Below are 15,165 nucleotides of genomic sequence, written 5' to 3'. Positions count from 1 at the left end.
GCAGGTGGCACGTTCAGGCAGTCGCCAGGGCCGAAGTCGGCAGCCCGAAGATGCGGTCGAACGCCCAGTTGTAGACGAAGGTGTAGCACGGCACCAGGATGATGAATGCCAGATCCACCATCAACGCCTCCAGAAGGGTCATGTTAAGCCACCAGGCGATCAGCGGGATCAGGTACACCACCAGGGTCAGCTGGAAGCCGATGGCATGCGCCACCCGCCGCCCGAGGCTGCGCCCGCGGGTGGCCTGGTGGCTCTCCCACCACTCGAACAGGCTGTTGTAGATGAGGTTCCAGGCCATGGCGATGGTGGTGATCATCACTGCCAGGGGGCCGGTGTGCGAAGCCTGGGTGTCGGATAGGTAGGCCAGGCCCAGGGTCGACATGCACAGGCCAATCAGTTCATAGAAGGTCACGTAGACCAGTTTGCGTTTGAGTCCTTGCACGGGATTACCTTGTTGCGGATATGACGAAGGCGCGCAGAATGCATCAACAGGCTTGACAGAAAAAGTCGGCAGCTTTCAGATTTGCTGAAAGGAGACTGCCATGAACTTTTCCAGCGATACCATCCTGCTGTTCCTCGCCGTACTCGACCGCGGCTCGTTCTCGGCTGCCGCGCGAGCGCTAGGGCGCGTACCCTCGGCGGTGAGCATGGCCATTGGCAACCTCGAGGCCGAGCTTGGCTACCCGCTGTTCGAGCGTGGGTCGCGGGAGGCACGCCCGACCGCCCAGGCCCAGGCCCTGGAGCCCCATGCCCGGCTGATCGCCGAACAACTGGGGCTGTTGGAAGTGCATGCGCTGGAGCTGTCGCGTGGGCTGGAAAGCAGCCTGGCCATCGCCGTGGTGCCGGATATCGACCAGCGCCCGTTGCTCGGGGCCATCACCCGCCTGGGCGAGCGCTACCCGCTGCTGGACATCGAACTGCTCGCCGCCCCGCAGGAAGAGGCCCTGCAACTGCTCGACAGTGGCCGGGTGCGCCTGTGCCTGGCCTTCGCCGGGCTGCAGGTGGACCCGCGACGCAGCTTCCAGCACATCGCCCTGGAATCGCTGGTGGCCACCCTGTCGCCACGCCACCCCGCACTGTGCGAAGGACGCATCCGCAACCTTGAAGACCTGGTTAACCTGCGCCAGATCCTGGTGTGCAGCCGCGACCTGCCATTGAGCGATCCCCGCTCGCTGATCGGCACCTCGCACTGGCGCACCGACAGCCTGGACCTGGCCCTGCAGATGGTCGAGGCCGGCCTGGGCTGGGGCGACCTGCCGCTGGCCCGGGTGGCGCCGCTGCTTGCGGACGGACGCCTGGTCCGCCTGCAATTTCAGAATACCCGCAACGAATTGCAACTGCCGGTGAACGCCTTCTGGCTCAAACAGCAACCCCTCGGCCAGGCGGCCAGGACGTTGGTGAGCCTGTTGGCTTCGAAATGATTTGTCACCTTGGCAGGCCGATTCGGCCAACTACTGCGACATTTAGTCTTTCAACATTTTTCAGAATCGGCCGATAGCGTTGCAACAGGCTCCGCCACTCGTGCCACAAGCACGCGGCGCCCTCCTTTCACTGGCTCAAGGTCTCGAAACATGAACCTGAAATTCCGCCACAAGATCCTGCTCAGTGCCTGCGCCGTCGTTGTACTGGCCTTCGCCCTGTTCACCCTCTACAACGACTACCTGCAACGCAACACCATTCGCCAGAACATCGAGTCTTCGGTGCGCCAGGCCGGCGCGCAGACCGCCAGCAGCGTGCAGAACTGGATGAGCGGGCGCATCCTGGTCCTGGAAAACCTGGCCCAGGACATCGCCCAGCAAGGTGCCGGCAGCAACGTGCCGGGCCTGGTCGACCAGCCGTCGTACACCAGCAACTTCCAGTTCACCTATTTTGGCCAGAACACCGGCCTGTTCACCCAGCGCCCCGATGCCAAGATGCCTGACGGCTACGACCCGCGTCAGCGCCCCTGGTACACCCAGGCCGTGGCCGCCAACCAGACGATGCTGACCCCGCCCTACATGGCCGCAGTGGGTGGCCTGGTGGTGACCATCGCCATGCCGGTCAAGGCCAAGTCCAGCGGCGAGCTGATCGGCGTGGTCGGCGGCGACCTGAGCCTGAACACCCTGGTCGACATCATCAACGCCGTGGACTTCGGCGGCCTTGGCCACGCCTTCCTGGTCGACCGCAATGGCCAGGTGATCGTCAGCCCGGACAAAGACCGGGTGATGAAGAACCTCAAGGACATCTACCCAGGCTCGCCGCTGCGTGTCGAATCCGGCATCCAGGAAGTCAGCCTCGATGGCAAGGACCGCATCATCTCCTTCGCTCCGGTGGACGGCCTGCCATCGGCGCAGTGGTACATCGGCCTGTCGATCGATAAAGAAAAAGCCTACGCCCCGCTGAGCCAGTTCCGTACCTCGGCCATCATCGCCATGCTCATCGCCGTGGCCGTCATCGCCGGCCTGCTCGGCCTGCTGATCCCGGTACTGATGCGCCCGCTGACCACCATGGGCCGCGCCATGCAGGACATCGCCGAAGGCGAAGGCGACCTGACCCGCCGCCTGACCGTCGAGCAGAAGGACGAGTTCGGCGAGCTGGCCACCTCGTTCAACCGTTTCGTCGAGCGTATCCACGCCTCGATCAGCGAAGTGTCCTCGGCCACCCGCCTGGTGCATGACCTGTCGGAAAAGGTCGTGGTCGCCTCAAATGCCTCGCTCACCGGTTCCGAAGAGCAGAGCATGCGCACCAACAGTGTCGCCGCGGCGATCAACGAACTGGGCGCCGCCACCCAGGAAATCGCCCGCAACGCCGCCGACGCCTCGCAGCACGCCAGCGGCGCCAGCGAACAGGCCAACGGTGGCCGCCAGGTGGTCGAAGAGGCGATCAGCGCCATGACCGCCCTGTCCGAGCGCATCAGCGAGTCCTGCGAGCAGATTGAGACCCTCAACGCCAGCACCGACGAAATCGGCAAGATCCTCGACGTGATCAAGGGCATCTCCCAGCAGACCAACCTGCTGGCGCTCAACGCCGCCATCGAGGCCGCCCGTGCCGGTGAAGCCGGGCGTGGTTTCGCCGTGGTTGCCGACGAAGTGCGCAACCTGGCCCACCGCACCCAGGAATCGGCAGAAGAGATCCACCGCATGATCACCAGCCTGCAGGTCGGCTCGCGTGAGGCGGTGCACACCATGAACACCAGCCAGGTCTCCAGCGAAGAGACCGTTCAGGTGGCCAACGAGGCCGGTGAGCGCCTGGCCAGTGTCACCCAGCGTATCGGCGAGATCGACGGCATGAACCAATCGGTGGCCACCGCCACCGAAGAGCAGACCGCCGTGGTCGAGAGCCTGAACCTGGACATCACCCAGATCAACGCGCTGAACCAGCAAGGGGTGGAGAACCTCAACGACACCCTGCGCCACTGCGACGCCCTGAGCCAGCAGGCCGGGCGCCTGAAGCAACTGGTGGGCAGCTTCCGCATCTGACCTGCCGCCCGCTCCTGTATGTGTTGCAGGAGCGGGCTCCCTCCGCGATCACGGCCTTCGATCACATCGGCGAATGCGCAGGCATTCTTCAGCTACTCCTTACTCGCCGACGAACGCCTGCACCTCGATCTCCACATCGACCCCCAATGCCAGCGCCGATGCCACCGTCGAACGTACCGGTAGCGCTGCGCCAAAGAACTCTTTGTAGACCTCGTTGAAGCCGGCGAAATGGCTCATGTCCGACAGCCAGACCGTGCATTTCACTACCTGGTCGAAACGCGCCCCACTCACTGCCAGGCTCTCGGCGATTCGTTCGCAGGCCGCTCGGGTCTGTGTCTGGATATCACCGCGTACCACTTCGCCACTGGCGCTCATCGGCACCTGGCCGGACAGGAACAGGAAGCCCCCGGCCTTCACTGCACGGGAAAAAGGAAACGGCAGGCTGCTGGGAAAACGCTGGATGTCATTGCTCATGGAACGCTCCTTTCATGGTTGGCTGAATCGTGCCCGGGACAGTCGAGCGGGCCAGCTCCCGGTAAACCCACTCTGGTTAACCGTGGATATTCAGGAGCGTACCGCCACAGCGTGGTTATAACCTAATAACGAACAAGTCTATTTGGCTATAAAAAAATCTATATGCTGGCACTCATCCGATCACGGGCAAGCTGGGCGTCGAGTAGCGTATGGATGTAGGTTCTTTCGGTTTCACCCTTGCGGGCCTGGTCGTGGGCTTCATCGTCGGCATGACCGGCGTCGGCGGCGGTTCGCTGATGACCCCGATCCTGCTGTGGTTCGGCATCAACCCGGCCACCGCCGTGGGCACCGACCTGCTCTATGCCGCCATCACCAAAGCCAGCGGCGTCTGGGTGCATGGCCGCAACAAGAACATCGACTGGAAGATCACCGGCTGGTTGAGCCTGGGCAGCGTCCCGGCCGCCGCGCTGACCCTGTGGTTCCTCAGCACCCTGCACACCGACACCTCGGCGCTCAACGCCATCATCAAGCAGGGCCTGGCGGTGGTGCTGATCCTCACCGCCCTGGCGATCCTGTTCAAGTCGCGCCTGCAGGCCTTCGCCAGCAAGCATGCCGGCGACCACTACCACCTCAGCGACCGTACCCTGAACATCCTCACCGTGATCACCGGCGTGGTGCTGGGCGTGATGGTCACCCTCACCTCCATCGGCGCTGGCGCGCTGGGCACCGTGGCGCTGTTCCTGCTCTACCCGTTCCTGGTCACCCGCCGCCTGGTCGGCACCGAGATCGCCCACGCCGTGCCGCTGACCCTGGTGGCCGGCCTGGGTCATGCCGGTATGGGCAACATGGACTGGTCGCTGCTGGGCTACCTGCTGCTGGGCTCACTGCCGGGGATCTACCTGGGCAGCCACCTGACCGGGCGCATCTCCGACCGCGTGCTGCGGCCTTGCCTGGCAACCATGCTGTTGCTGATCGGCTACAAGCTGGCGTTCTGAACCTCGTGCCTGACCGATAGAAGGCGCTTTGAGCTATTCCTGCACACGCCATAGCACCGGCCAGAACTGCGGTTTCACATACCCGCAGCGATCAAGCCGCGCCACACGCTCGGGGCGCATGCGCTCACCGTCGTAACGCCACTGCTGGATCAGCCCGCAACCACGCTCTACCTGGCTTTTGTCAGTGGCAAACAATTGGCCGCTCTGCGCATCGAACGCTACATGGCCACTCAGACGCGGCGCCAGCAACGGCGTCGGCACCTCGAAGGCCATTTCGCTGATCTGGTAGGGCGCGGCGCGGGACACTCGATACAGGTAATTGGCGCAGAACTCGCCACTGCACCCCACGTTGAGAATGACCAGGACATTGGCTGCGTCCAGCGGGTGCACCTCGTAATGGCTGTTGCTCATGCCTGGCACATCGCCTTCGACATTCGCCTGGCCTTTTACCACCCGGCCGATTTCATGGGCCTGCTCGTCGCTCATGCGCGGCGCGGCGATGAACTGTGGCAACACCACGGTATCGGGAGCGCCAGGCACATCAGCAGCGGGCGCATCTCCCACTTTTACCAGGGCATCGGCATGCCCCACCCGGCCCTGCACGGCATCAATGGCCAACAGCGCGCCACTGAGCCCCTGCAAGGACGCGACCAGCTCGCCATCCTCGGTCAACGAACTCAGGCGTGTACCGTCGCGCAACCGACGTATGAGCGCCAGCGCCTCATCGTCTTCCAGCAGCAGGTCGAAATCATATTCAAGCTGGATGCGCTGCCAGTTGGCCGACAGTGCCTGCCCATCGAGCAGCACCTGCTCCGCAAACGCCGGGCCCACGCGCAGGGTCAGCTCGAGCGCACCCTGTGGCCCCGCCTCGCGCCTTATGATGGTCTGCAGCCCAGCCATCAGGTCGTCGTCGATGGCCATTACCGCCGTGCAGGCACGGGTGTTGTCGCAGCCAACCGCCCAGTCCTTGATCTGCCGGTACATCGGCACCGCTTCGAGCGGTGCCTGGGCGCTCTCGGCCTGCACGACCGATGGCGTCATGAGCGTCAGCAGCAATGCCACGCGCGGGTGTTTCATCCATTGCCATGGCGTTATCCCTGAAGTCCGCTTCACACGTTCAACCTTCACTGCGCCAGAGCACCGGCCAACTGTCGGTGCCCACTTCGGCACAGCGGTCCATCCGTGACAGCCTGAGCAAGCGCATGCGCATGCCATCGTAGCGCCAGCTTTCCTCGACCCCGCAACTGCCGGGATAGTCGTCCTTGGCATAGCTGTGAAGCTCGCCTTTGCCAGGGTAGAACTCGATGGCGTCGCGCATCCGGCTGATCACCACCGCGCTCGATGGCGCCTCGAACTCCAGCGGCCCAAGGGTGTAAGGCGCTTCACGCGACACCTTGTACAGCGCGTAGAGGCAATGGAAGTCGTTGCAGTTGTAGCTGAGCAATGCCAGCGCATGCTGGTCGTCCAGGGCATGCAGCTCAAGCTTGGGAGCGACATCGTATTCGTTCTTCAACTGGTCCTCGGCGGCGGCCTTGGCCATCACCACTTGGGTGATGCCCGCTTGCTCCTGCGCGCCAAGGGCCGTACCTGCCACAAAGGCCGGCACCTGGGGTTTGGCCGGAGTTGGCAACTGCGCATCGGCAACGCTGTCGCCGGGGCGTATCAGCGCACTGTAGTGGCCGATTCGGCCCTGCACCGCATCCATCAGCAGCAAGGCGGCGCTCAGCCCCTGCAGCGAACTCACCCGCTCCCCTGGCCGGGTGTCGTCCACCAGGCGCTGGCCATTGCGCAATCGCCGCAACACGGCATAGGCATCGGCGCCCTCCAGTTCCAGGGTGGTCTCGACACCGCGGGTCATGCGCCAGGGGGCGACCAGCAGCTGGCCGTCGAGCATGGGCTCGCCCGACCAGTCGGTGCTCCCCACCAGGGTAAGGTGCAGGTTGCCCCAGGCGCCCGCCTCACGCTGCACCAGCATGCCCACTCGCATCCGCTCCGGGTGATCGGCCAGGACCGCGGTGCAGAAACGCGTGTTGTCGCAGCCTACAATCCAGTCCTTGATCTCCCGGTATACCGGTACCGGCTCTGGTTCCGCCGCGGCGGCCAGGCCCGGTAGCAACGCCAGCCCCAGGGCCAGCCAGTTCCATGTTGTTGCGCGCATCGTGCTGCATTCCTGTCTTGGCGGTGAAAGCCTCGTTCCAGAGGCGGCGCAATGATTCCACAGTTCAAGGGCCAGGTGCGTAAAATCGGCACTGGTGATTGCGTCGCCTGATCTGGCAGTATCGAATGCCATAACGCCAGAGCCGCCGTCATGTCCGCTACCGTCAGCCCGTTGCTGCTTGCCCTGCGCGAAGGTACCCGCGCCTGCCACCAGAGGCTGGAAGCGCGGCTGCCTTTCTTCAGCGAGGGCTTCGACCGCGCGGCCTACGCCGACCTGCTCGGGGCCTACCATGGCTTCCATGCGCCGCTTGATTTGCTGCTGGGCGTCTACCAGAGCGCCGAACGCCACAAGACGCCAATTCTGTCACGCGACTTGGACGCCCTGGCCATCGACATCGAAGCGCTGCCCCGGTGCCACGCCCTGCCTCGCATCGATGACGAAGCCAGCGCGCTTGGGGTGATGTATGTACTGGAAGGCTCCACGCTCGGTGGCCAAGTGCTCAAGCGGGCCATGGCCGAACGCCTGGGTATCGACGCCGACAACGGCGGTGCGTTCCTCGACGTCTACGGCCCGCTGACCGGCGCACGCTGGCGCAGCTTCCTCGAGCGGCTGGCTGCCGCCCCCCCTGAGCCCACCGCCCAGGCCCGGACGGTAGAAGCCGCTGTCGACACTTTCACCTGCTTCGAACAGTGGCTCGAAGAACGACAGGTGCTGGCCTGCTGAACTCCCTCACCGACGGCACTGGTGCAACAGCGACGTTACCAGTGGCGTCATCCCGATGGCCACCACGCACAAGCCACCGCACAACAATGCAAATCCCAGTGCCCGCAACGGGTGCAAGGTATTGAAGAACGCCAGCACCAGCAGCACCAGCAACAGCGCCAGCCAGTAGCGAACTGCCGCCCTTGGAATGGCCACCATCAACAGGTTGAAGAGTACGAAGGCGTAAAACACCAGCATCGTCGCCAAGCCGACGCTGACACCTCGCGCCATCGGCTGGCCGACATGCTGCCGGTAGAGATCGAAGCCAAGGCTCAAGATAAAGGGAAAAGCCACACACACCAGTGCGTGCAGCAGGAAGCGGGAAAGCAGCGGCAACATTCGTCCTTGATCCTGGAGTCGGCCAAAGGTTGCGCATGGCCGTGAGTGAGGAAAGCAGATGCTAATGCCCTGAATAGACGCCAGCAAGCCGCAGCCCCATTGGTCGGCAAACACTCGTGACAAAGACCTGCTTTTCCGACTTTGCGGCACGCAGCAGAATCCCTACGTCTGTGTTTCATGAAATCCTGCAGGATCGCCCCCACAGCAAAGGCGCTGGACAACCTGATAGCGAGCCCCAACATGAACGTCATTGCCTGTGACCTGCACCACCTGGACGCCACCGCGGACCTCTTCAACCAGTACCGGATGTTCTACCAGGAGGCGGATGACCTCCCCGCTTCCCGTGCTTTCCTCAAGGCCAACCTCGAAACCGGCAACTCACGGATCTACCTGCTGCTGGACGACGAGGGTCAGGCCATCGCCTTTGCCCAGCTGTACCCGGCCACCTGCTCGCTGGCGATGAAGCGCTTCTACTGGCTGTATGACCTGTTCGTCGTCCCCCACGCCCGCAGGGGCGGTCATGCCCGTTACCTGATGCAGCAACTGATCGGGATCTTCCAGGCCGAGGGCGCGCAGCGGTTAAGCCTGGACACCGCCAGGAGCAACCTTGCCGCCCAGGCGCTGTATGAATCGCTGGGGTATGAGGCCGAGCAGGAATTCGTGACCTATCACAAGGTGCTCGATCACTGAAGGTAGCCATGGGAGCTTTCGATATCCGCTTTCGCTCAGCGCGAGGGAGGCAGCTATACGCGGGTGTGCAAGACCGTGGAGTAGGAACCCGGCTGGCCCGAAGGCCTCCCACGTATAGCCGCCATTGAGCGACTTGGACCACATCCTCGGGCTTGCACACCCGGTCGTTGAATTGGCAACGACAGGGCGAGATTAGGGAATGCGGCTGGCCAGAACAACAGCTGAAAGGCCGCAAAAGCATGCTTGGGAAACGTCCTACATGAAATAGGGAAAGTCTTAGTAATCGTCCTGAATCAACAGCTCAGACCTCTTCGTGGGGCAAACCCGCTCCTACGCATCTTTGCTACTTGCCCGCCAAGTCAGGACAATTTCTGAATTTCCTGTACACGAAATATCTACTAAAGGTTTATATTCCGCCCGCCGAAACAGAAAAAGTAGCAAGTGGCCACCACCCTAGCGAAGCGGCCATGTACACCCTTCACACTCACGGATGGGCGTCACGATGAAAATAAAAAACAAACTGATCCTGGCCTTCGTACTGGTGGCCTTCATCCCGGTCGCCCTGGTTGGCGGCATCTCGGTGCTGAACATCCGCAGCGAGGCGGTCGATCAGTTCCTCGACAGCAGCACCCGGGAAATTCGCCAGATCGACGGCAACATGCGCCAGTTCTTTGATGGCACGCTGCAGAACGTCGATCAGATGGCCAAGGATCCTGTATACACCTCGGTCACCTCGCTCAAGGACTACACCGGCGCCGATGCCGCCAGCCAGCCGATGCCCGAGGCTGCGCAACGGGTCATCGACGCCTTCGCCCGCTACGGCACCACTCACCCGGCAGCGGCGATCCTTTCAATCGGCCTGGAAGACGGCAGCTACGCCAAATGGCCGGATGACCCACAGCTGGCCAAGTACGACCCGCGCACCCGCCCCTGGTACAAGGCCGCCATGGCCAGCCCGGACAAGACGGTGCGCACCGCCGCGTACTACTACGACAAGGACGACGTGGCCCTGGTCGGCACCGCCCGTGCGCTGCTCGACGTGGCCGGCAAGGCCAAGGGCGTGTTCGTGGTCAGCGTGTCGCTGAAGAACCTCACCGAACTGGTCAAGAGCATCAAGCTGGGCGACAGCGGCTACGTGATGCTGATCGAGGACGGCACCGTGCTGGTCGACCCGCGCAACGCCGGGCACAGCTTCAAGCAGCTCAAGGACCTCGGCGCGCCGTACGCGGCGTTGGCCGCCACCGAACAAGGCGCCACCGAGGTGGTGATCGATGGCGTGCGCTACATGGCCAATGTGTGGACCTCCCCAGGCCTGGGCTGGCGCTTCGTCGGGCTGATCGAGTACAACGAGGTCATGGCCGCGGCCACTCGCATGACCTATGTCACGGCGGTGATCGTGGTGCTGCTGGCGCTGATCTTCGCCGGGGTGGCGGCAGCGTTCTCGCGGGTGATCGTCAAGCCCATCGGCCAGGTGAGCACCGGCCTGCAGTCGATCGCCGAAGGTGAAGGCGACCTGCGCCGCGACCTGCAGGTCCAGGGCAAGGATGAAACCGCCGAGCTGGCCGGCTGGTTCAACAAGTTCCTCGCCGCCATCCGTCAGCTGATCCAGCGCATCGGCGCGGCCTCCACCAATCTGCACGAAGCCTCGCGCAGCAACAGCGAGATGGCCGGCAACATGAACGAGGCCGCCGGTCGCCAGCGAGAAGCAGTGGAGCTGGTGTCCACCGCGTTCAACGAGATGGTCGCCACCGCCAACGAGGTGGCGCGCTCGTGCAGCAGCGCCGCAGATGCCGCCGAACATGGGCACCGGCGGGTGGCCGAGGGCAAGCAGCAAATCGAGGCGACCACCGATAACGTCAATCGCCTGGGCCGGCGCCTGAGCGAGTCGTCCCAGGCCATGGTCGAGCTGGAAGAAGGCAGCCGCAGCATTAACCAGATCCTCGGCACCATCCGCGCCATCGCCGAGCAGACCAACCTGCTGGCGCTCAACGCCGCGATCGAGGCCGCCCGGGCCGGCGATCAGGGGCGTGGTTTCGCGGTGGTGGCCGACGAGGTACGGGCACTGGCCAAGCGCACCGCCGATTCCACCGGCGAGATCGACCAATTGCTCAATACCCTCGGCGGCAAGACCCATGAGGTCTCGCAAAAGATGGAAAGCTGCCTGGACCTGTCGCGGGCCAGCGTGACGTCAATCGAAAGCGCGCGTGACAGTTTCGAGGGTATCCAGCTGTCGGTGAACGAGATCCGCGACCAGAACCTGCAGATCTCGGCGGCCGCCGAGGAGCAGCACAGCGTCGCCGAGGAGATCAACCGACACATCCAGCAGATCTACGACGAGGCGCGACTGGTGGAGGGGCTGGCCAGCTCTGCGCAGGCCGACTCTGGCAGGCTGGCGCAGTTGTCGGATGAGCTGAACGGGTTGGTGGGGCGCTTCAAGTCGTAAGGCATCCAGCAGTTGGGGCCGCCAGGCGGCCCTTTTGCCGCGGTTCGTCGCCACGACAAGCCGACTCCCCACAGGCGATGCTGCACCGCGATGGCATCACCCCGCCCTGGGCAAGTCTGCCAACACGCCTTCGATCTCCCCTAGCACCGCCGGATCATCCAGCGTCGATGGCGCCGTGTAGGCCTGCCCATCGGCGATCTTGCGCAGCACCGCCCGCAGGATCTTGCCGGAGCGGGTCTTGGGCAGGCGCTTGACCAGGCGCACGCGGTTGAAGCAGGCCAGTGCGCCGATCTGTTCGCGCACATCCGCCACCAACTCGCCCTGCAGTTGCGCCTCGCCAATGCCCTGCCCGTCCTTGAGCACCACCAGCGCCAATGGCACCTGGCCTTTGATCTCGTCGTGCACACCAATCACCGCGCACTCGGCCACCGCCGGATGACGCGCCACCAGGTCCTCCATTTCCCCGGTCGACAAGCGATGCCCCGAGACATTGATCACGTCATCGGTGCGCCCCATGATGTAGACGAAGCCGTCTTCATCCAGGTAGCCGCCGTCGCCGGTGTGGTAGTAACCGGGGTAGCTCTGCAGGTAGGCCTGCAGGTAGCGTTGGTGATCGCCCCAGAGCGTCTGGCTGCAACCCGGTGGCAATGGCAGGGCGATCACGATAGCGCCCTGTTGATTGGGCCCCAACGGCTTGCCTTCGTCATCCAGCACCTGCACGTGGTACCCCGGCACCGCCCGGTTGCTCGAGCCCGGCCGCGCCGCGCTGCCTTCGAGCCCGACACAGGGCGCAGTCACCGGCCAGCCGGTCTCGGTCTGCCACCAATGGTCGTGCACCGGCTTGCTGCTGACCCGCTCGAGCCATTCATGGGTACTGGAGTCGAGTTTCTCCCCGGCCAGGAACAGCTGGCGCAACGAATCGAGATTGTGACGGCGGATCAGCGCGCCTTCCGGATCTTCCTTGCGGATGGCGCGCATGGCGGTGGGCGCGCAGAACAAGCCATTGACCTGATATTGTTCCACCACCCGCCAGTAGGCCGAGGCGTCCGGCGTGCGGATCGGCTTGCCCTCGTAGAACACCGTGGTGCACCCGCTCATCAGTGGCCCGTACACGATCAGCGAATGGCCCACCACCCAGCCGACGTCCGAGATCCCCCACCATACGTCCCCAGCCCGCATGCCGTAGACATGACGCATGGCATAACACAACGCCACTGCGTTGCCGCCATTTTCGCGGACGATACCCTTGGGTTTACCGGTGGTGCCGGAGGTGTACATGATGTACAGCGGATCGCCGGCGTCCAGCTCAACGGGGGCGACCGGCGCGGCCCCGAGCAAGGCCTGCTGCCAGTCCAGGTCACGCCCGGGCTGCAGTTCGGCGCTCGCCTGCGGGCGCTGCAACACCAGCACATGCCGCGGTTGGTGGCGAGCCAGCTGCAGGGCGCGATCGACCAGCGGCTTGTACTCGATCACGCGGTCGAACTCCAGGCCGCAGGAAGCCGTCAGCAGCAGGGCCGGCCGGGCATCGTCGATGCGCAGGGCCAGCTCGTTCGCGGCGAAGCCGCCGAATACTACGGAATGCACCGCACCAATGCGGGCGCAGGCGAGCATGGCCATGGCGGCCTGGGGCACCATCGGCATGTAGATGATCACGCCATCGCCCTTGCGCACACCCAACGAACGCAACAGACCCGCCAAGCAAGCCACTTCATCACGCAGCTGGTGATAGGTGAACGTCTGTTGCACGCCAGTCACTGGCGAGTCGTAGATCAGCGCCAGTTGTTCACCGCGCCCCTGCTCGATCTGATGGTCAAGGGCCAGGTAGCAACTGTTGAGGCGGCCATCGGCGAACCAACGGTGGGTACCATCGGCGTTCTGCTGCAAGGTTACGGTCGGCTTGCGCTGCCAGGCGAGCTGCTCGGCCTGGGCCTGCCAGAAGCTGGCGGGGTCGGAGATGGAATGGGCGTAACTGTGCTGATAGGTCATTGGTTCGCAACCCGGTACTTGTTGTTATTGAAGGGCGAACCCTGAGTATGGACCGAGGCCGGCGGCCCGCCATCGGACTTAAGTCGCAACCCATATGCAGATTTGCCGCACCCGAGCGCCTACAATGGCCAGCCACGTCTAGCGAACAGTCCCATGCATACCCTCGAAGACCTGCGCGCCGGTCGCCTGCACGGCATCACGCGACTTAATCTCTGCCAGAACCTGACCCATTTTCCCCAGGAGATCTTCGCACTTGGCGACAGCCTCGAAGTGCTCGACCTGAGCGGCAACAGGCTGAGCGAACTGCCCGAGGACCTGCACCGCCTCAACCGGCTCAAGGTGCTGTTCTGCTCCAACAATCAGTTCACCCACCTGCCCCACGCCATTGGCAGCTGCCAGGCCCTGGAAACCGTAGGCTTCAGAAGCAACCGCATCAGCCGGGCAGATGCCCAGGCCCTGCCACCGTCGCTACGCTCACTGGTGCTCACCGACAACGTATTGGAGCAGCTGCCCGAAGCACTGGGGGACTGCGCACACCTGCAAAAGCTCATGCTTGCCGGCAATCGCCTCACCGATCTGCCGGCAAGCCTGGCGCGCTGCCACCGCCTGGAACTGCTGCGCATCGCCAGCAACCGCCTGGGCGCCCTACCCGACTGGTTGCTGCTCATGCCACGCCTGGCCTGGCTGGCCTATGCGGACAACCCATTGCCCTATGGCTTTGTTGCACCTGCCACCGATGGCCATTGCCCCGCCCTGCACTGGCACGACATCCAACTGGAAGAAGAGCTCGGCCGTGGTGCCTCAGGGGTGATTCACCGCGCCCACTGGCGCGGCCAGGAAGCACCGGTTGCGGTCAAGCTGTACAAGGGCGCGATCACCAGCGACGGTTCGCCACTGGCGGAGATGAGCGCCTGTATCGCCGCCGGCCACCATCCACAGCTGGTGCGCCTGGCTGGGCGCATTGACGATCACCCAGATCAACTGCCCGCCCTGGTGATGCAACTGATCGACGCGCACTGGTCGAACCTGGGCGGCCCGCCTAGCCTCGACAGCTGCACCCGCGACCGCTATCCAGCCGACCGCCAGTTGACCAAGCCGGCTCTGCGTCGCCTTGTCAGCGGTATTGCCTCGGTCTGTGCCCACCTGCATGGGCGTGGCTTGAGCCATGGTGATCTGTATGCCCACAACATCCTGTTCGACGATAATGGCCAGTGCCTGCTGGGCGACTTCGGTGCCGCCTCGTTCCACCCTCAGGGGCAAAGCCTTGCGGCATCGGCACTCGAACGACTGGAAACGAGGGCGTTTGGCATTCTTGTCGAGGAATTGCTGGCGTGTTGCGACGAGCAGGACACATCACTGAAGCAACTTGCTGAGCGCTGCCAGCAGGCCGACGTATTGGCCCGTCCTGCCTTCAATGAGTTGGTGGCGCTGCTTGGCGAGCGCCACTGACGCGGTGATGAAGCCTGGCCTGAACATTCGTGGGAGCGGCGTTCCGATACGCCCGCTCCCACGCCAGATTTCTTTACCACGGAAGAAAAGACAAAACCCCTACCTGCTCGCGCAGATAGGGGTTTTGCGAAATGAATCTTGACGATGACCTACTCTCACATGGGGAAACCCCACACTACCATCGGCGATGCATCGTTTCACTGCTGAGTTCGGGATGGGATCAGGTGGTTCCAATGCTCTATGGTCGTCAAGAAATTCGGTTGCCAGTACGTCCTTGCAGACATGCCAGCCAATTCGGATATGCGATATGTGTGGTTCGTCGCGAACTTTCGGTTCGTTTCGTCTTCACCACCACAATTTGGCCTCAGCGCAAATTGCTTGGGTGTTATATGGTCAAGCCTCACGGGCAAT

13 protein-coding genes and 1 rRNA gene are annotated in these 15,165 nt (G+C 63.5%); 7 read left to right on the top strand and 7 right to left on the bottom strand.

Annotated elements, in window-relative coordinates; genetic code table 11:
• Positions 1–13: 13 nt before the first annotated feature.
• Complete coding sequence (locus tag ACVWY1_RS20510) at positions 14–442, bottom strand: PACE efflux transporter (RefSeq protein WP_102685364.1); 429 nt, start codon at positions 440–442, stop codon at positions 14–16.
• 100 nt (positions 443–542) lie between these two features.
• On the opposite strand from ACVWY1_RS20510, the gene ACVWY1_RS20505 reads away from it, so the two are divergent.
• Complete coding sequence (locus ACVWY1_RS20505; RefSeq protein ID WP_110704597.1) at positions 543–1,421, top strand: LysR family transcriptional regulator; 879 nt, start codon at positions 543–545, stop codon at positions 1,419–1,421.
• 150 nt (positions 1,422–1,571) lie between these two features.
• Positions 1,572–3,458, top strand: a complete 1,887-nt coding sequence (gene mcpA / locus ACVWY1_RS20500; RefSeq protein ID WP_046854867.1) for a methyl-accepting chemotaxis protein McpA — start codon at positions 1,572–1,574, stop codon at positions 3,456–3,458.
• 99 nt (positions 3,459–3,557) lie between these two features.
• Here the strand turns inward: mcpA and ACVWY1_RS20495 are convergent, their stop codons facing one another.
• Positions 3,558–3,932, bottom strand: a complete 375-nt coding sequence (locus ACVWY1_RS20495) for a RidA family protein (protein WP_139669857.1) — start codon at positions 3,930–3,932, stop codon at positions 3,558–3,560.
• A 209-nt stretch (positions 3,933–4,141) separates the two neighbouring features.
• Here ACVWY1_RS20495 and ACVWY1_RS20490 point away from each other — a divergent pair, with 209 nt between their 5' ends.
• The gene (locus ACVWY1_RS20490) at positions 4,142–4,927 is read left to right on the top strand and encodes a sulfite exporter TauE/SafE family protein (protein WP_214500356.1); all 786 of its coding nucleotides are present in this window, start codon (positions 4,142–4,144) and stop codon (positions 4,925–4,927) included.
• A 33-nt stretch (positions 4,928–4,960) separates the two neighbouring features.
• Here the strand turns inward: ACVWY1_RS20490 and ACVWY1_RS20485 are convergent, their stop codons facing one another.
• Both ACVWY1_RS20485 and ACVWY1_RS20480 read right to left on the bottom strand, forming a co-directional pair.
• Positions 4,961–6,004, bottom strand: coding sequence for a DUF1176 domain-containing protein (locus ACVWY1_RS20485; RefSeq protein WP_277505020.1), 1,044 nt, complete (start codon positions 6,002–6,004; stop codon positions 4,961–4,963).
• Between the two features lie 40 nt (positions 6,005–6,044).
• Positions 6,045–7,085: a DUF1176 domain-containing protein gene (locus ACVWY1_RS20480; RefSeq protein WP_277505022.1), complete on the bottom strand. Its 1,041-nt coding sequence runs from the start codon at positions 7,083–7,085 to the stop codon at positions 6,045–6,047.
• A gap of 150 nt (positions 7,086–7,235) precedes the next feature.
• On the opposite strand from ACVWY1_RS20480, the gene ACVWY1_RS20475 reads away from it, so the two are divergent.
• Positions 7,236–7,808: a biliverdin-producing heme oxygenase gene (locus ACVWY1_RS20475; protein ID WP_111533015.1), complete on the top strand. Its 573-nt coding sequence runs from the start codon at positions 7,236–7,238 to the stop codon at positions 7,806–7,808.
• Positions 7,809–7,814: 6 nt separating this feature from the next.
• On the opposite strand, the gene ACVWY1_RS20470 is transcribed toward ACVWY1_RS20475, so the two are convergent.
• Positions 7,815–8,186, bottom strand: a complete 372-nt coding sequence (locus ACVWY1_RS20470) for a hypothetical protein (protein ID WP_110704584.1) — start codon at positions 8,184–8,186, stop codon at positions 7,815–7,817.
• Between the two features lie 240 nt (positions 8,187–8,426).
• Here ACVWY1_RS20470 and ACVWY1_RS20465 point away from each other — a divergent pair, with 240 nt between their 5' ends.
• Positions 8,427–8,876, top strand: coding sequence for a GNAT family N-acetyltransferase (locus tag ACVWY1_RS20465; RefSeq protein ID WP_110704582.1), 450 nt, complete (start codon positions 8,427–8,429; stop codon positions 8,874–8,876).
• 502 nt (positions 8,877–9,378) lie between these two features.
• On the top strand, positions 9,379–11,319 hold the full coding sequence (locus tag ACVWY1_RS20460; protein WP_214500358.1) for a methyl-accepting chemotaxis protein: 1,941 nt from the start codon (positions 9,379–9,381) through the stop codon (positions 11,317–11,319).
• A 96-nt stretch (positions 11,320–11,415) separates the two neighbouring features.
• On the opposite strand, the gene ACVWY1_RS20455 is transcribed toward ACVWY1_RS20460, so the two are convergent.
• Positions 11,416–13,305, bottom strand: coding sequence for a propionyl-CoA synthetase (locus tag ACVWY1_RS20455; protein ID WP_102685355.1), 1,890 nt, complete (start codon positions 13,303–13,305; stop codon positions 11,416–11,418).
• A 153-nt stretch (positions 13,306–13,458) separates the two neighbouring features.
• Between ACVWY1_RS20455 and ACVWY1_RS20450 the strand changes: the two genes are divergently transcribed.
• Positions 13,459–14,754, top strand: a complete 1,296-nt coding sequence (locus tag ACVWY1_RS20450; RefSeq protein WP_277505025.1) for a leucine-rich repeat-containing protein kinase family protein — start codon at positions 13,459–13,461, stop codon at positions 14,752–14,754.
• Positions 14,755–14,890: 136 nt separating this feature from the next.
• Here the strand turns inward: ACVWY1_RS20450 and rrf are convergent.
• Positions 14,891–15,006: ribosomal RNA gene (rrf, locus tag ACVWY1_RS20445) — 5S ribosomal RNA — on the bottom strand.
• Positions 15,007–15,165: the final 159 nt, after the last annotated feature.

It is taken from the genome of Pseudomonas sp. TE6288 (genome assembly GCF_054062095.1).
This window is presented reverse-complemented; position numbering and strand designations above follow the sequence as displayed.